This is a genomic window from Pseudomonas sp. JAI115, assembly GCF_014200835.1.
Lineage (GTDB): Bacteria > Pseudomonadota > Gammaproteobacteria > Pseudomonadales > Pseudomonadaceae > Aquipseudomonas > Aquipseudomonas putida_A.
The window spans coordinates 54,411-70,761 of sequence record NZ_JACHCY010000020.1; the positions used below are offsets into that span (position 1 = coordinate 54,411).

Annotated in this window: 13 protein-coding genes, 2 tRNA genes and 1 pseudogene; 10 read left to right on the forward strand and 6 right to left on the reverse strand. The window is 60.5% G+C overall.

Annotation, left to right across the window (positions count from 1 at the left end; translation table 11 throughout):
* Window position 1 precedes the first annotated feature (1 nt).
* The 6 genes from ispE (at window position 2) to ychF (ending at window position 4,573) form a co-directional block, all read left to right on the forward strand.
* On the forward strand, window positions 2-853 hold the full coding sequence (gene ispE / locus HDC30_RS27115; RefSeq protein WP_027612238.1) for a 4-(cytidine 5'-diphospho)-2-C-methyl-D-erythritol kinase: 852 nt from the start codon (window positions 2-4) through the stop codon (window positions 851-853).
* A 37-nt stretch (window positions 854-890) separates the two neighbouring features.
* A tRNA-Gln gene (locus HDC30_RS27120) sits at window positions 891-965 on the forward strand.
* A gap of 45 nt (window positions 966-1,010) precedes the next feature.
* Window positions 1,011-1,952: a ribose-phosphate pyrophosphokinase gene (locus tag HDC30_RS27125; protein ID WP_003171603.1), complete on the forward strand. Its 942-nt coding sequence runs from the start codon at window positions 1,011-1,013 to the stop codon at window positions 1,950-1,952.
* A gap of 141 nt (window positions 1,953-2,093) precedes the next feature.
* A complete protein-coding gene (locus HDC30_RS27130) occupies window positions 2,094-2,696 on the forward strand; it encodes a 50S ribosomal protein L25/general stress protein Ctc (protein WP_007967646.1) in 603 nt (200 codons plus the stop codon).
* A gap of 169 nt (window positions 2,697-2,865) precedes the next feature.
* Complete coding sequence (pth, locus tag HDC30_RS27135) at window positions 2,866-3,450, forward strand: aminoacyl-tRNA hydrolase (RefSeq protein WP_003228164.1); 585 nt, start codon at window positions 2,866-2,868, stop codon at window positions 3,448-3,450.
* A gap of 22 nt (window positions 3,451-3,472) precedes the next feature.
* Complete coding sequence (gene ychF, locus HDC30_RS27140) at window positions 3,473-4,573, forward strand: redox-regulated ATPase YchF (protein ID WP_047599160.1); 1,101 nt, start codon at window positions 3,473-3,475, stop codon at window positions 4,571-4,573.
* Window positions 4,574-4,760: 187 nt separating this feature from the next.
* On the opposite strand, the gene HDC30_RS27145 is transcribed toward ychF, so the two are convergent.
* Entirely contained in the window at window positions 4,761-5,978 is a 1,218-nt protein-coding gene (locus HDC30_RS27145; protein WP_096797288.1) for an MFS transporter, read from the reverse strand.
* Between the two features lie 333 nt (window positions 5,979-6,311).
* Between HDC30_RS27145 and HDC30_RS27150 the strand changes: the two genes are divergently transcribed.
* Complete coding sequence (locus tag HDC30_RS27150) at window positions 6,312-8,369, forward strand: methyl-accepting chemotaxis protein (RefSeq protein WP_183785912.1); 2,058 nt, start codon at window positions 6,312-6,314, stop codon at window positions 8,367-8,369.
* Between the two features lie 115 nt (window positions 8,370-8,484).
* A tRNA-Met gene (locus HDC30_RS27155) sits at window positions 8,485-8,561 on the forward strand.
* A gap of 109 nt (window positions 8,562-8,670) precedes the next feature.
* Here the strand turns inward: HDC30_RS27155 and HDC30_RS27160 are convergent.
* Window positions 8,671-9,780: a DUF2817 domain-containing protein gene (locus HDC30_RS27160; protein ID WP_183785914.1), complete on the reverse strand. Its 1,110-nt coding sequence runs from the start codon at window positions 9,778-9,780 to the stop codon at window positions 8,671-8,673.
* Between the two features lie 270 nt (window positions 9,781-10,050).
* Here HDC30_RS27160 and ggt point away from each other — a divergent pair, with 270 nt between their 5' ends.
* Window positions 10,051-11,883, forward strand: a complete 1,833-nt coding sequence (ggt, locus tag HDC30_RS27165; protein ID WP_183785916.1) for a gamma-glutamyltransferase — start codon at window positions 10,051-10,053, stop codon at window positions 11,881-11,883.
* Between the two features lie 80 nt (window positions 11,884-11,963).
* Here ggt and HDC30_RS27170 read toward each other — a convergent pair whose 3' ends face one another.
* The 4 genes and pseudogenes from HDC30_RS27170 to HDC30_RS29665 all read right to left on the reverse strand — a co-directional run.
* Window positions 11,964-12,596 (reverse strand): LysE family translocator, encoded by a 633-nt coding sequence (locus HDC30_RS27170; protein WP_150368466.1) that lies wholly within the window; start codon window positions 12,594-12,596, stop codon window positions 11,964-11,966.
* A 75-nt stretch (window positions 12,597-12,671) separates the two neighbouring features.
* A complete protein-coding gene (locus HDC30_RS27175) occupies window positions 12,672-13,271 on the reverse strand; it encodes a flavin reductase family protein (RefSeq protein WP_183785918.1) in 600 nt (199 codons plus the stop codon).
* 153 nt (window positions 13,272-13,424) lie between these two features.
* The gene (locus HDC30_RS29660) at window positions 13,425-13,985 is read right to left on the reverse strand and encodes a methyl-accepting chemotaxis protein (RefSeq protein WP_371917798.1); all 561 of its coding nucleotides are present in this window, start codon (window positions 13,983-13,985) and stop codon (window positions 13,425-13,427) included.
* A pseudogene (locus HDC30_RS29665) lies at window positions 13,965-14,789 on the reverse strand (PAS domain-containing protein); the annotation flags it as partial. The pseudogene HDC30_RS29665 and the gene HDC30_RS29660, both read right to left, overlap by 21 nt.
* Window positions 14,790-14,979: 190 nt before the next feature.
* Between HDC30_RS29665 and HDC30_RS27185 the strand changes: the two are divergent.
* The gene (locus tag HDC30_RS27185) at window positions 14,980-16,350 is read left to right on the forward strand and encodes a gluconate:H+ symporter (protein WP_183785920.1); all 1,371 of its coding nucleotides are present in this window, start codon (window positions 14,980-14,982) and stop codon (window positions 16,348-16,350) included.
* The last annotated feature ends 1 nt before the right edge of the window (window position 16,351 follow it).

The following is a 16,351-nucleotide window of genomic DNA, read 5'->3' on the forward strand; positions in this document are numbered from 1 at the left end:
CATGACCGCTCCACGCCTGACGCTGCCGTCGCCGGCCAAGCTCAACCTGATGCTGCACATTCTCGGGCGCCGCGCGGACGGCTACCACGAATTGCAGACGCTGTTTCAGTTTGTCGATTACGGCGACGAAATCACCTTCGCCGTGCGCGATGACGGCGTGATTCATCTGCACACCGAATTCGCTGGCGTGCCCCACGACAGCAACCTGATCGTGCGCGCGGCGAAAATGCTGCAGCAACAGTCCGGCTGCACACTCGGCATCGACATCTGGATCGACAAGGTGCTGCCCATGGGCGGCGGCATCGGTGGCGGCAGCTCGAATGCGGCGACCACCCTGCTCGGCCTCAATCACTTGTGGCAACTGGGCTGGGATGAAGATCGCCTCGCCGCGCTGGGCCTGTCGCTCGGCGCCGACGTGCCGGTTTTCGTCCGTGGTCACGCGGCTTTTGCCGAGGGCGTGGGCGAGAAACTGACCCCGGTCGACCCCGAAGAACCGTGGTATCTGGTGCTTGTGCCGCAAGTCTCTGTAAGTACGGCAGAAATTTTTTCCGATCCTTTGTTGACACGTAACACGCCGCCCATTAAAGTGCGCCCCGTTCCCGAGGGAAACAGTCGAAATGACTGCTTGCCGGTGGTTGCAAGGCGTTATCCAGAAGTACGTAACGCATTGGATTTGTTAGGTAAATTTACCGAAGCGAAACTCACCGGAACTGGAAGTTGTGTGTTTGGGGGCTTCCCAAGCAAAGCTGAAGCTGATAAAGTCTCGGCCCTTCTGACAGAGACCCTTACAGGGTTTGTAGCGAAAGGAAGCAACGTTTCGATGTTGCATCGCAAGCTGCAAAGTCTGCTCTAAAAGGAATCAAGTGCCAGGCACTTGAAGCAACAGATACAGGGGCGTCGCCAAGCGGTAAGGCAGCAGGTTTTGATCCTGCCATGCGTTGGTTCGAATCCAGCCGCCCCTGCCATTTTCTATACTCATCCAGGTTACCCTCAGCCTCTAGGTACTGCGCGTGTCCAAGATGATGGTCTTTACGGGGAACGCTAACCCCGATCTGGCTCGGCGTGTTGTACGTCAGCTGCATATCCCTCTCGGTGACATCTCTGTCGGTAAATTCTCCGACGGCGAAATTACTGCCGAGATCAATGAAAACGTTCGCGGTAAAGACGTTTTCATTATTCAGCCGACTTGCGCTCCGACCAACGATAACCTGATGGAACTGGTAGTGATGGCTGATGCCTTCCGCCGCTCCTCGGCTACTCGTATTACTGCTGTTATTCCTTATTTTGGTTATGCCCGTCAGGATCGCCGTCCGCGTTCCGCACGTGTGGCTATCAGCGCGAAAGTCGTTGCTGACATGCTTACCGTAGTCGGCATCGACCGTGTTCTCACGGTTGATCTGCATGCTGACCAGATTCAGGGCTTCTTCGATATTCCGGTAGATAACATCTACGGCTCCCCGGTTCTGGTGGATGACATTGAAGATCAGCGCTTCGAAAACCTGATGATCGTGTCCCCGGACATTGGTGGCGTCGTGCGTGCACGGGCCGTTGCCAAATCCCTGGGCGTGGATCTCGGGATCATCGACAAACGCCGTGAGAAAGCCAATCACTCTGAAGTGATGCATATCATCGGTGATGTCGAAGGGCGTACCTGCATTCTGGTCGATGACATGGTCGATACCGCCGGCACTCTGTGCCACGCGGCCAAGGCCCTGAAAGAGCATGGCGCAGCCAAGGTCTTTGCCTACTGCACACACCCTGTGCTGTCGGGTCGGGCCATCGAGAATATCGAAAATTCCGTGCTGGACGAGCTGGTGGTGACTAACACCATCCCGCTGTCCGCTGCAGCACAAGCCTGTGCACGTATCCGTCAACTGGATATCGCACCGGTTGTTGCCGAAGCGGTTCGCCGCATCAGCAATGAAGAATCGATCAGCGCGATGTTCCGTTAAGGGCCCTGCCCTTCTCGAAATGTCTCGTTGACGAAAAGCGCCCCGCCCCGGCATTCCTGTCGGGGCGGGGCTTTTTTGCCCATACCGTGTTTGGCGCTGGTCGCAAACGCCACTCGGTCATGGCTATTTTGGAGATACAAAATGAACGATTTTACTCTGAATGCTGAAGTGCGTTCCGACCTGGGGAAAGGTGCGAGCCGCCGCCTGCGTCGTCTCGCCGCTCTGGTTCCAGCTGTTGTTTACGGTGGCGACAAAGCCCCTGAATCCATCAGCATGCTGGCCAAAGAAGTTGCCAAACTGCTCGAAAACGAAGCGGCTTACAGCCACATCATCGAGCTGAACGTTGGTGGCAAGAAACAAAACGTCGTCATCAAAGCCCTGCAACGTCACCCGGCCAAAGGCCACGTGATGCACGCTGACTTCGTACGCGTTGTAGCTGGCCAGAAACTGACCGCTATCGTTCCTGTGCACTTCATCAACGAAGCTGCTCCAGTGAAGAAAGGCGGCGAAATCTCGCACGTTGTTGCCGAGATCGAAGTTTCCTGCCTGCCAAAAGACCTGCCTGAGTTCATCGAAGTCGACCTGGCTAACGCTGAAATCGGCACCATCGTTCACCTGTCGGACCTCAAAGCTCCTAAAGGTGTCGAGTTCGTTGCTCTGGCACACGGCGATGACAAGGCAGTAGCCAACGTCCACGCTCCACGTGTTGCTCCAGAAGCTACCGAAGAAGGCGCAGCAGAGTAATTTCACTCTGTTCGTCGGAGTGAGTGAAACATCGCGGACTGGAACGTAGCGAGAAAGCGGGCGAGAACGCGGAGTTTACATTCATGGTAAATGAGCAATTTTCGTCCACTTTCGCCGCCTTCACTGATCGCGGCGATGTTAACCACCACTCCAAGGAAGGGCCCCTATCGTGACTGCCATCAAACTGATCGTTGGCCTGGGTAATCCAGGCGCTGAATACGAACAGACCCGGCATAACGCAGGGGCCCTTTTTGTTGAGCGTATCGCCGCCGCGCAAGGTGTGAACCTTGTGGCCGATCGCAAATATTTCGGCCTGACCGGGCGCTACTCGCATCAGGGTCAGGATGTTCGTCTGCTGATTCCCACCACCTACATGAACCGCAGCGGCCAGGCCGTGGCGGCACTCGCCGGTTTCTTCCGCATCAAGCCTGAAGAAATCCTGGTGGCGCACGACGAACTCGACCTGCCTCCGGGCGTCGCCAAGCTCAAGCAGGGCGGCGGCCATGGCGGTCACAACGGGTTGCGCGACATCATCGCGCAACTGGGCAATCAGAATACTTTCTACCGCCTGCGGCTTGGCATCGGCCACCCGGGCGTCGCCAGTATGGTTTCAAATTTCGTCCTGGGTCGTGCGCCACGCGCCGAACAGGAAAAACTCGATGCCAGCATCGACTTTGCCCTCGGCGTGCTGCCGGATATCCTCGCCGGTGAATGGAACCGCGCGATGAAAAACCTGCACAGCCAGAAGGCCTGACTCTAATCCGAGGGGAAACACCATGGGATTCAATTGCGGCATCGTCGGCCTGCCTAACGTCGGCAAGTCCACCCTGTTCAACGCCCTGACCAAATCCGGGATCGCGGCCGAGAACTTCCCCTTCTGCACCATCGAGCCGAACAGCGGCATCGTGCCGATGCCGGATCCACGTCTGGAAGCCCTGGCGGCCATCGTCAATCCGAAGCGCATCCTGCCGACCACCATGGAATTTGTCGACATCGCAGGCCTGGTGGCCGGCGCCTCGAAAGGTGAAGGTCTGGGCAACAAGTTCCTGGCCAACATCCGCGAAACCGACGCCATCGCTCACGTGGTGCGCTGCTTCGAAGACGACAACGTGATCCACGTTTCCAACAGCGTCGATCCGAAGCGCGACATCGAAATCATCGACCTGGAACTGATCTTCGCCGACCTCGACAGCTGCGAGAAGCAACTGCAGAAAGTTGCGCGTAACGCCAAGGGCGGTGACAAGGACGCCGTGGTTCAGAAAGCTCTGCTTGAGCAACTGATCGCGCACTTCACCGAGGCCAAGCCTGCGCGCAGCCTGATGAAGAACATGAGCGCTGACGAAAAGTCGGTGATCAAGGGCTTCCACCTGCTGACCACCAAACCGGTCATGTACATCGCCAACGTCGCTGAAGATGGTTTCGAGAACAACCCGCACCTGGACGTGGTCAAGGCCATCGCCGAAGAAGAAGGCGCTATGGTGGTTCCGGTGTGCAACAAGATCGAAGCGGAAATCGCCGAGCTCGATGACGGCGAAGAGAAAGACATGTTCCTCGAGGCTCTGGGCCTGGAAGAGCCTGGCCTGAACCGCGTGATCCGCGCCGGCTACGAAATGCTGCACCTGCAGACCTACTTCACCGCCGGAGTCGAAGAAGTCCGCGCCTGGACCGTCCGCGTCGGTGCCACCGCACCACAAGCTGCTGGCGTGATCCACACCGACTTCGAAAAAGGCTTCATCCGCGCCGAAGTCATCGCCTACAACGACTTCATCCAGTACAAGGGCGAAGCCGGTACCAAGGAAGCCGGTAAATGGCGCCTGGAAGGCAAGGACTACATCGTCAAAGACGGCGACGTGATGCACTTCCGCTTCAACGTGTAAGCGACACGCCCAAGAAAAAGCCGCGTTTGATACGCGGCTTTTTTGTGCCTTACAGATTTGTTTGCAACACCACTCATCCCCCTGTGGGAGCGGGCTTGCTCGCGAAGGCGGTGGGTCAGCCACATTAATATCGACTGGTATACCGCCTCCGCGAGCAAGCCCGCTCCCACAGTTGGAATTGTGTAGGTCAGGTTTTTTTGGTGCGTGGCAGGAAGATCGCCAGCACGCCAAACAACGGCAAAAAAGAGCACAGGAAATACACGTACTCGATACCGTGCACATCCGCCAGATGCCCCAGCAGCGCAGCACCAATCCCGCCGAAACCAAACATCAAGCCGAAGAACACCCCGGCGATCATCCCGACATTGCCCGGCACCAGTTCCTGCGCGTAAACCACAATCGCCGAGAACGCCGAGGCGAGAATGAAGCCGATCACCACGCTGAGGACAGTGGTCCAGAACAGATCGACGTGCGGCATTAGCAACGTGAACGGCGCCACGCCGAGGATCGAAAACCAGATCACCGCCTTACGCCCGATCTTGTCGCCGATCGGCCCGCCAAAGAACGTCCCCGCCGCCACTGCTCCGAGAAACAGAAACAGGTGCAGTTGCGAACTGGCCACCGACAGGTCGAATTTCTCGATCAGGTAGAAGGTGAAGTAACTGGTGAGGCTGGCCATGTAGAAATACTTGGAGAACACCAGCAGACCGAGCACCACCAGCGCACTGATCACCCTGCCCTTCGACAGCCCGTGAGTCGCCGCCTGACCGGCCTTGAGTTTGAACAGGTTCAGGTGATGGGCGTACCAGCGGCTGATGCGATACAGCACGAACAGTGCAAACACTGCGAACAGACCGAACCACGCCACGTTGCCCTGACCGAACGGAATGATGATCGCCGCCGCCAGCAACGGGCCGAACGCAGAACCGGCGTTACCACCGACCTGAAAGGTCGATTGCGCCAGACCAAAGCGTCCACCGGAAGCCAACCGCGCGATCCGCGAAGCCTCGGGGTGGAAAGTCGAGGAGCCGATACCGATCAGCGCCGCCGCCAACAGAATCAATGGAAAACTGCCGACCACCGACATCATCACGATGCCAATCAGCGTGCAGATCGAACCTGCCGGCAACAGCCACGGTTTCGGATGGCGGTCAGTGTGATAACCGACCCACGGCTGCAACAGCGACGCGGTCAATTGGAAGGTCAGCGTGATCAGGCCGACCTGGGTGAAGCTCAAGCCATAGTTGGCTTTGAGCATCGGATAGATCGACGGCAGCACCGACTGAATCAGGTCGTTGATCAAATGCGCCAGCGCCACTGCGCCGATGATACGCATCACCAACGGGCTGCTTTGCGGAGGAGCGGACGCCGAGGCAGCGGCGGTCTGAACGTTGCTGATAGCCATGAAAGTTTCCGTACAGCAGATGGGAGCACGCAGGCAGGTGCGTCAATGTGCCATTTTTCGGTGCGCCAGCGCCATCCCCTTAGCCAGCTAACTAACTGACTGACCGTCGCACGCGAAGTGATAGCGCAACGCCATGGTCTGAATCTTGCCTTGCTTCTCCCCTCGAACGCGGCGGCCTTACAAAGGCCTCCGAGAATGGGAAGTTTCGCTACAGAGCCGGCCTACAGAGCGGGCGAGAGTGAACTTTCGAGGCCTTTTAGCAGGGCACGACATCCAGGTCACACGACCGCGATGCACGCCATTGGTGCGTGGTGTCCAGAGGAGTCATGAGGCATGCAGGCTTTCTTGTCACCGGGGATCAAATTGCTGGGGCGGTTTGGATTCGCGCGTAAATTCCAGTTGTTGTTTCTGCTGTTCATTCTGCCGTTGGCCGGCAGCCTGTTGATGATTGGCCAGGACTATCGCAACAAGCTCAATCTGATTTCCGGCGAGCGTGCCGGCGTACGCCAGTTACTCAGCCTCGATGCGCTGGACAACCTGCTCGCCGCCCAGCGTGACCGCGCCGCCCGTTGGCGCGCCACCGAAACCAATCGCCAGCCGACCCCGGCGACCCTCGCCGCCATGGCGGCGTTTGACGCGATTCAACCAGCCCTCCAGCAAGCCACCAGTGATTTGGGCAACGCGCTGAAAAATGAAGGTGCCGAAGGCGAAACCCTCACCCGCTATCAAGCCCTGCAAACCGCGCTCGGCGGTCTGGATTCGAAAAGCCTGAGCGGCGTCGGTTGGTGGCCGGATGGTTACGACCGTTTCACCAATGCTCTCAGCGCCCTGCAAGCCTTGCGCGAGCAAATCGTCATGGACAACCGCCTGACGCTGGCGCCATGGCTGGAGACCTATCTGCTGACGCAGATCTCCACGCAGCACGCACCGGATCTGATCGAGCGCGTGGGTCGACTCGCCGCCGTCGGCCAGGCTTCGGTGGTCTCGGGACAATTCACCCTGCAAAGTCGCTTGCAGCTACGCGACCTGCGCGGCCGCATCGGCGACGCCCGCGAGCAGCTTGTCAAAACGGCAGGCCTGCTCGAAGCGCGCCTGCCGAGCGATCTGCAAACCTGGGCCGGTCAATACCACGACAGCCTCAAGCGTCTGGACGCTGGGCTGAAGGTGCTGGATGACGGCGTGTTCGGCGGCAGCATTACTCTCAAGCCTGAAGACTTCGAACGCAGCCTCGATGCTCTGCTGGGTGATCTTGCGTCGTTGCGCCAGCAATCGCTGCTGTCGCTGGATCAGCGTCTGGACGCCTACCACGCCTCGGCGATTCGCCAGTTCATCGTGGTCGCGGCGATCTTCGGTTGCCTGCTGCTGGCGGCGCTGTACCTGTTCGTCTGCCTGCAGGCTTCGATCCGCCGCAGCGCCAGCGGCATCACCCTGCTCGCCGAGGCCCTGCGTGACGGCAATCTCAGCCTGCAAGTGCCGGTGGTGGGCCGCGATGAGCTGGCGGCGATCAGCACCGCGCTCAACGTCGCGGTGGTGCAACTGCGCGCCAGCATGCTCGGGGTCGATCACGAAACCTCACAACTGAGCCACGCGGTGCGCAGCCTCAACGATCATTCCAGCGGCGCGCTGAGCGAAGTCGAGGCGCAGCAATTGCAGATCAGCCAGATCGCCGCCGCTGCCACGCAACTGGCCGCCACTTCGCAAGGTGTGGCGCAGAGTTGCGAACAGGCGTCCGGCAGTGCCCAGCACACCCGGCGCATCGCCGCCGACAGCAGCCGCGACAGCCAGCGCACCACGGCGAGCATTCAGCAGCTCAATCAACGCCTCAACGAAACTGCCGCCGCACTCGGTCGAGTCAGTGAGCAGGGCCAGCAGATTCAACTGGTGGTCGACACCATCCGTGGCGTCGCCGAGCAGACCAACCTGCTGGCGCTCAACGCTGCGATCGAGGCGGCACGCGCCGGCGAACAGGGACGCGGCTTTGCCGTGGTCGCCGATGAAGTGCGCAGCCTGTCGCAGCGCACCCAGTCATCGACCGCGCAGATTGCCGGCACCGTCGACAGCTTGCGCGCCACGGTCAACGAAGCGGTGAGCCTGATGAAGGCCGCGTGCGGCCAGGCACAATCGGATGCTGAAGCCGTGACCGGTCTTGGTGAACGTCTTGGTGAAATCGCCAGCGCGGTGCAAAGTGTCACTGACACCTTGGCGCAGATCGCCACCGCCGTTGAGGAACAGGCGAGCACCGCCGATGAGGTCAGCGGCAATATCCAGCAGGTCGATCAGGCGGCGATGCGATTGCTTGAAGGTGCGCGGGCGGTGAACCTCGCAGCGGACACGCTGAGCCAAGGCAGCCATGCGTTGAGCGCCAATACCGCGAGATTCCAGCTGCGTTGACGCCCTGCCCGCCCCCGATTTCCGGGGGCGGAGGATAAGCGGTTGAAAATAAGAAGAAATATTTTAAATTTACGCTTGACGCTTTTCCATTTCAGGGGAATAATGCGCGCCACTTGGCTACATAGCTCAGTTGGTTAGAGCATAGCATTCATAATGCTGGGGTCCGGGGTTCAAGTCCCTGTGTAGCCACCAAGTACTAAAAACGGCTTACCGAAAGGTAGGCCGTTTTTTTATGCCTCGAGAAAACCGCCCTCTGTGGTGAGGAGATAAATCCCTCACCACAATACCAATCCTGACCTATTCAGGTCTGCTCTGCCGACAGGGCCATCAGCCCCTTCGCCCAGATCTGCCGAGTGCGCAGCCCCACCATCGCCCTCCAGTCCGGATCCACCGGATAAAACTGCTCCAGCAGTCTCAACTTGATTGCCCGCCCCGTCGCATCCAGCGGATCACCATGCAGATGGAGCCAATGGTCATCGCGCAAATGCCGATGCACGTCTGGCCCCGGATACGTTCCGCATTCGATCACGAAGGGCATCAATTGCACGCCCGGCAACGCATTGAGCAATGCCTGCGAGGTGTACCCGGTAGCCGTCGCGGCGACACCGGTTTCGCTCAACGTTTCGGCGCCGGTGTGCAAGGTGTACAACCATGGGCCGTAGATCGACTGTGCTTGCGCCAACGCCGGGTAAGGCGCCTGGGTGATGGTCAGCAACATCGGATGACCGTATTCGCCGGCGCCGGTGTGCAGGTCGAAACACATCACGGTTTGCGCGCCTGCCAGATGCGCGTTGATGATCTGATGCAACGTGCGATTCGACCAGCTCGGCGCGCGGCCGCCATAGAACAGTCCATCGGGATGACTGTGCTGACCGCCCTCGACAATCGACATCACCGCCGGCCAGCCGTGTTCGGTAATTTGCCCGTCGAGCAAGGCGTCGGCGCGCTTACGCTCGGGGCCGTGCAAATCGGTGCAGGCGTAGATCTCGTGCAGCGTGGCGTAGGCGCGGTTGTCCGGTAGCGGCTCGGTGAAATCCAGGTGATTGCGGTTGAGGTCGATATTGTCTTCGTTGACCCGCCGCAGCCACGCCGTACCCCACGGGTTGATCAGGTGAATCATCACTACCGCGACATCCTTGGGCAGCGAGCCCGGCACGAAGGTCTTCAGCCAGTCGATCTGGCAATCCGAACCGTAATACCCCTCAACTCCGTGAGTGCCGCTGAGCGCCACCAGCCGGCGCTTTGCCTGCGGATCACCGAGCACAGCGACATCAGTGCTCAGCGGTTCGCCGAAAGGGCCACAGCGCGGATGGGCGTAGGAGGTGAGCGTGGCTCCGGCAGCTTGGGCGGCGGTCAGAAACTGTTCGCGTTGATCGCGGTAACTGGACTCGGTTGGAAACTCGCTGTGCATATCGGCCTCTTGTGTTTTTTATGGCTTGACCTTTGTAGGAGTGAGCCTGCTCGCGATAGCGGTGGGTCAGTCAACTTGGATGTTGAATGTTATGACGCCATCGCGAGCAGGCTCACTCCTACAGGGGGATATTTGCGGTCGTTCTATTGAGTTTGACCCTAGCGAACATCCGCCCGGAAAAGAAAGACAAAAATGCCCACCGGTTTGCGTCGCGACCGAGCGGTCGATAAAGTCCGTCAGACCTTTCACCCCACGGACGGAGAGCCCCACGTGTTTCCAGCCCTGCCCCTGAGCCGCTTTCGCCTGCCTGCCCTGACGCTGATCATCAGCGCCCTGACCCTCACCGCGTGCAACGCCCCGCCCTCCTCGACCTTGCCGCTGGCGCCGGAGGCCGCTTCCGGTTACCGCACCGATCTGCAGACTCGCCACGCCAGTCAACATATGGCCGCTGCCGCCAATCCGCTGGCCGCCGAGGCCGGTCGCGAGATGCTGCGCAAGGGTGGTTCGGCCATCGACGCGGCGATTGCCATGCAAGCAGTGCTGACTCTGGTAGAACCGCAATCCTCCGGGATCGGTGGCGGCGCGATGATTGTGTTGTGGGACGGCAAACAGGTGCGCACCTACGACGGACGCGAAACCGCCCCGGCGGGTGCCAGCGAGAAGCTGTTCCTGCAGGCCGACGGCAAACCGATGCCATTCCCGCAGGCGCAGATCGGCGGGCGCTCGGTGGGTACTCCGGGCGTGCTGCGTGCGCTGGAAATGGCACACAAACAACACGGTCGGCTGCCATGGGCCACGCTGTTCGAACCGGCGATCAAACTCGCCGAGCAGGGCTTTGCGATTTCACCGCGCCTGCATTCGCTGCTGGAATCCGACCCGGTAATCCGTAAATCGCCGGACATGGCCGCCTACTTCCTCAACCGCGACGGCAGCGTCAAAGCCATCGGCACTCGTCTGCAGAATCCGGCATTGGCCGCCGTGCTCAAGCGCATCGCCAACGAAGGCCCGGACGCGCTGTACAAAGGCCCGATCGCCGAAGAGATCGTCGCCAAGGTGCAGGGCCACGCCAATCCCGGCAGCCTGTCACTGAATGATCTTCAGCGCTATCAGGCCAAGGAGCGCGCGCCGCTGTGCACCGACTACAAACACTGGCAGGTCTGCGGCATGCCGCCGCCGTCGTCGGGCGGGATCGCCGTGGCGCAGATTCTCGGCACCTTGCAGGCGCTGGAAAGCCGCGACCCGCGTCTGTCGCTGACACCGCTCAAACCGCTGAAAACCGACAAACCCGCCGGCATCGAACCGGCACCGCAAGCCGTGCACCTGATCGCAGAAGCCGAACGCCTGGCCTACGCCGACCGCGCGCAATACGTGGCCGATACCGACTTCGTCCCGGTGCCGGTCAAAGGCCTGGTCGACCCGGGTTACCTCACCAGCCGCGCCAGCCTGATCGGCGAGCGCAGCATGGGCAGCGCCAAGCCGGGCACACCGCCTGGCGTGCAGGTGGCCTACGCGCCGGATCGCTCGCCGCTGCGCATCTCCACCTCGCAAGTGGTGGCGGTAGATGACCTCGGTGGCGCGGTGTCGATGACAACCACCATCGAAGCAGCGTTCGGCTCGCACCTGATGGTGCAGGGCTTCCTGCTGAACAACCAGATGACCGATTTCTCGTTCATCCCCGAAGAGCACGGGCAGAAAGTCGCCAACCGCGTCGAACCCGGCAAACGCCCACGCTCGTCGATGGCGCCGACGCTGATCTTTGACCGCAACAGCGGCGAATTCCTCGCCAGCGTCGGCTCGCCGGGCGGTTCGCAGATCATCGAATACGTGGCCAAGACCACCGTCGGCCTGCTCGACTGGAACCTCGACCCGCAAAGCGCCATCAGCCTGCCCAACTTCGGCAGCCGCAACGGCCCGACCGAACTGGAACAAGGCCAGTTCAGCCCGGCGTTGATTCAGGCGTTGAAAGACAAAGGACATGTTGTGAATGAAATCGACATGACCAGCGGCACCCAGGCGATCGTGCGGGTCAAGGATGCGCAAGGGAAAGCCTCGCTGAAAGGTGGCGCGGATCCACGGCGTGAGGGGGAAGCGTTGGGGGATTGAGTTTACGCAGGAAAAACAAAAGGCTTACCGCGAGGTAAGCCTTTTTTATGCAACGGGTTTAACGCGCAATATCACCCGGCTCAGCGATTAGCCACCAAATGCGCCCCAAACAGCAAATAACAACCACCGGCCAAACGATCCAGCCATTGCCGCGACCGTTCGTAAACGCTCGCGATCCGGCGGCTGGCGAAGAACAGCGCGACGCTGCAATACCAGCTGAACGACAGCGTGGCCATGGTCAGCACGGCCAGCGTCAGCAGTAGCGGCGGGACGTGGGCCGGCATTGCGGTGGCGAAGATGGTGGCGACGAACAGTGCCGACTTGGGGTTGGTCATGTTTCCCAGAAAGCCTCGCCCGTAGGCGCCGAGCAGGGTCTGTTGCGACTCATCCAGCGTACCGGCGGCAATCGGCGCTTTGCGTTTGAACTGCTTGAGGCCGAGATAGATCAGGTAGCAGCCACCGGCGATCTTGAAGCTCAGATACAGGGTTGGCGCCGCGCTGAACAAGGTCTGAATACCCAAGCCGCCGGCAAGGCCCCACAGCACGGTTCCGCTGGCGACGCCGAGCGCCGCTACCACACCATGACGGCGCGAGCGGCTGACCGCCAATTGGGCGATGTTGAAAAAGTTCGGGCCGGGGGTGACCACCGCGACCGTCCACAACAGCGCCAGCGACAGCAACGGGGCGAGATAGCTGGAAAGCGAAAGGTCCATGGGGCGAGCGCCTGATTGGTTCGACAATGCCCCACACCTTGCTACATCCGGCGCGCGTTTTCCATCAGATGCAGGTCACAGCGGCAGGGTTTTACCGTCCACCGCATCGCCAATCGTCAGGAAATGCCCGCCGGCCACGTGGTGCAGCGTGCGCAAACCGTCGTGCCCGTCGAAATGCCAACGCCCATCGCTGAACACCCGTTCATCCGCCTGAGAGGCGATGACTTCGGCGAGGAACAGGTCATATTGCTCGTGGTTGCGCGGTTCGGGCAGCAAGCGGCATTCGAGCCAGGCCACGCAGCCTTCGAGCAACGGCGCCTCAACGGTTTCACCGGCGAAGGTTTGCAGGCCATAAGCCTGAAACTTGTCCTGCCCCTGATTCTGCTGGATTTCCAGACCCGAGGTATTGCCGACGGTTTGCACGATGTCAGCCTGATTGACGCACGGCACGTTGAGCACAAACGTGCCGGACGCTTCGAGCAACTGGCGGGTCCAGGTGGACTTGTCGAGGACGACGGCGACTTTCGGCGGTTCGAAATCCAGCGGCATCGCCCAGGCGGCGGCCATGATGTTGCGCTGGCCGTCATGGGCAGCGCTGACCAGCACGGTCGGCCCGTGATTGAGCAGGCGGTAGGCTTTGTTCAGGGGCACCGGGCGGCGGTGGGAAGCACTCATGGGGATCTGCTCCGGGGAAAAAGGAACAGATTGTAGCGCCGCCTGCACCTGTAGGAGTGAGCCTGCTCGCGATCGCAGTAGATCAATCAACATGGATGTTGAATGTCAGACCGTTATCGCGAGCAGGCTCACTCCTACAGGGTTCAGTACAGGTCAGTTAGACAGTTGATTGGCAAACTGGCCGACCGCATCCACCACTTTCTGCGCGCCGTCCTGGATCTCGACGATCACCGTGCCCGCCTCCGCCGCCAGCGCCAGGCCCTGCTCGGCCTGCAGCTTGCCATCGGTCATCAGGGCCACGGCGTTGCGCGCCATTTCCTGGTTCTGCCGCACCACGGTGACGATCTCTTCGGTCGCCTGACTGGTGCGCGAGGCCAGTTGTCGCACTTCATCGGCCACCACCGCGAAGCCCCGGCCCTGTTCGCCGGCACGGGCTGCTTCGATGGCGGCGTTGAGCGCCAACAGGTTGGTCTGTTCGGCAATGCCGCTGATGGTTTTGACGATGGTACCGATCACCTGCGACTGCTCGTTCAGCGCCTCGATGCCCTCACCGGCCGCCTGCATGTGGCGCGACAGATCACGCATCACATTCACTGCCTCGGTGACCACCGTAGTGCCCCGTTGCGCGGTGCTGTCGGTTTGTTGCGAAGTGCTGTAGGCAATGCTGGCCGCGTCGGCTACCGCTTGTTCGCGATTGACCTGATCGGTGATCACCGTGGCGAACTTCACCACTTTGTACAGTTTGTTGTTGGCATCGACCACCGGGTTGTAGGACGCCTCCAGCCACACCGTACGACCATGGCTGTCGACCCGCTTGAAGCGGTTGGCGACAAATTCGCCGTTGTTCAGGCGACGCCAGAAATTCTGGTACTCGGCGCTGTTGTATTCCTCAGGGGTGCAGAACATCCGGTGATGTTTGCCTTTGATCTGCGCCAGGCTGTAACCCATGCCCTGCAGAAAGCGCTCGTTGGCATTCAGCACATTGCCATTGAGGTCGAACTCGATCACCGCCGTCGAACGCACCAACGCGCCGATCAGGTTTTCGTGTTCGCGGGAGGCTTCGATGGTGCGGGTCAGGTCGCTGGAGAAGATCGAGAAATGCTTGATCCGCCCGTCCGAAGAGCGCACCGGCTGCACGATGGAGCGCAGCCACGCCTCTTCGCCATTACCACGCAACAGGCGCACGGCTCCGGCGAAATGTTCGCCACGGGTCAGTGCGGCCTTGAAACGATGATGAAAGTCGTCGGCCTTCACGTGCGCCGGAACGATATCTTCAATGGCGCGCCCCACCAGATCCTGGCTCTTGTAGAGCATCTCGCCAAGGAAGTTCTGATTGACCGACTGAATCCGGCCATCGGGTTCCAGGGTCAGCACCAGCATCTCGCTTTCCAGGCTTTCCTTCACCTGCAGCAGGCTGGAGAGTTCTTCACGAAGAGTGGCCAGCTCTTGCTTGAGGCGTTTGTTGAACATGGGAAAGTACCGATAGGCAGGGTAGAAAGCGGGATGCAGCTTAACCATCGGCCTTGGAAAACTTTTCTGAAGAGCGTTTGAGACCGGCCAGTCAAAAATAATCCCGCCGGCTTTTACTCCTATCGATCACTCCACTGAGCCGTTACAAAAGCCGCCGCTCTGGCCCGGCCACTTCAGGTATTCTCAGGTCAAATTGCAACAACATGTTGCAGGTAATCGCCCGATAAGGAGTGCCGTTTTGGATTTATCGACCGCTGCCTGGATGGTGCATGACACCCGCCTGATTCTTTGCTGTCTGGTGGCGATTGCCACCATCATCGTCCTGATCAGTGCCACTAAACTCCCGCCCTTTCTCTCGATCCTGATCGGCACTTTCATTGCCGGTGTCGGCGCCGGTCTGCCGCCGGAAGACGTAGCCAAGGCGTTCAGCAAAGGCGCCGGGGCGATTCTCGGAGAAGCGGGGATCATCATTGCCCTGGGTTCGATGCTTGGCGCACTGATGGCCGAGTCCGGCGCTGCCGACCGTATCGCCTCGACGCTGCTCGGGCTGGGCAAAGGCAAGTCCCTGCCGTGGGTCATGGCGATGGTGGCGATGGTGATCGGCCTGCCGCTGTTCTTCGAAGTGGGGCTGGTGATGATGGTGCCGATCATCTTCGTCATGGCCCGCCGCTCGGGTCAGCCATTGTTGAAAATCGCCATTCCGGCGCTGGCCGGGATGACCACCCTGCATGCCTTGATGCCGCCGCATCCCGGGCCGCTGATCGCGGTCAGTGCGTTGCATGCCGACCTTGGGCTGACCATGTTGCTGGGTTTCAGCATCGCGATTCCGGCGGTGATTCTGGCGGGGCCGCTGTACGGCAACTGGCTGTCGAAACGCATGCACGTCGATGAGCCGGCAGAGCTCGGCGCACTGTTCAGCGCCCCGCCGAAAGCGCCGCGCCAGCCGAGTTTCGGCCTGTCGCTGCTGATCATTCTGTTGCCGGTGCTGCTGATGCTCGGCAGCACCCTGGCCAAAGTCGCGATGCCCCCCGAAAGCAGCGTCGCTCTGACCCTGAAGTTCCTCGGCGAACCGTTGGTGGCGCTGGGCATTGCGGTGATGGCGGCGGTGATCTGCCTCGGTTGGGCCAACGGCATGCCGCGCGAACAGGTCGGCGGCACGCTGCGCAAAAGCCTGGCGCCGATTGCCGTGTTGCTGCTGACCATCGGCGCTGGCGGCGGCTTGAAGCAGACCTTGCTGGACGCCGGTGTCAGCCAGACCATCAGCAAAGTCGCCGAAGGTGCACACATGCCCTACCTGCTGCTGGCCTGGCTGATTGCCGTGGCACTGCGTCAGGCTACGGGTTCGGCGACCGTCGCGACCACGACGACAGCGGGGATTCTGGCGCCGATGATGGCGGGGCTCGCCGCGACGCAAAGCTCACTGGTGGCGCTGGCGATTGGCGCCGGCTCCGTGTTCTTCTGCCACGTGAATGACGCCGGCTTCTGGATGGTTCGCGAGTACTTTGGCTTGCAACTCAAACAGACCATCTGGGTCTGGTCGATCCTGCAAACCATTGTCTCGGTGGTGGGACTGGTGGGGACGTTATTGTGGTGGCACTGGTTGACCTGAC

Bases quoted from the DNA above. Each gene is read 5' to 3' on its own strand.
- HDC30_RS27175 (WP_183785918.1), bottom strand. From the start codon at position 13,271: ATGAGTGCTTCCCACCGCCGCCCGGTGCCCCTGAACAAAGCCTACCGC.
- HDC30_RS27130 (WP_007967646.1), top strand. From the start codon at position 2,094: ATGAACGATTTTACTCTGAATGCTGAAGTGCGTTCCGACCTGGGGAAA.
- ychF (WP_047599160.1), top strand. From the start codon at position 3,473: ATGGGATTCAATTGCGGCATCGTCGGCCTGCCTAACGTCGGCAAGTCC.
- HDC30_RS27145 (WP_096797288.1), bottom strand. From the start codon at position 5,978: ATGGCTATCAGCAACGTTCAGACCGCCGCTGCCTCGGCGTCCGCTCCT.
- HDC30_RS27170 (WP_150368466.1), bottom strand. From the start codon at position 12,596: ATGGACCTTTCGCTTTCCAGCTATCTCGCCCCGTTGCTGTCGCTGGCG.
- HDC30_RS27150 (WP_183785912.1), top strand. From the start codon at position 6,312: ATGCAGGCTTTCTTGTCACCGGGGATCAAATTGCTGGGGCGGTTTGGA.
- HDC30_RS27160 (WP_183785914.1), bottom strand. From the start codon at position 9,780: ATGCACAGCGAGTTTCCAACCGAGTCCAGTTACCGCGATCAACGCGAA.
- ispE (WP_027612238.1), top strand. From the start codon at position 2: ATGACCGCTCCACGCCTGACGCTGCCGTCGCCGGCCAAGCTCAACCTG.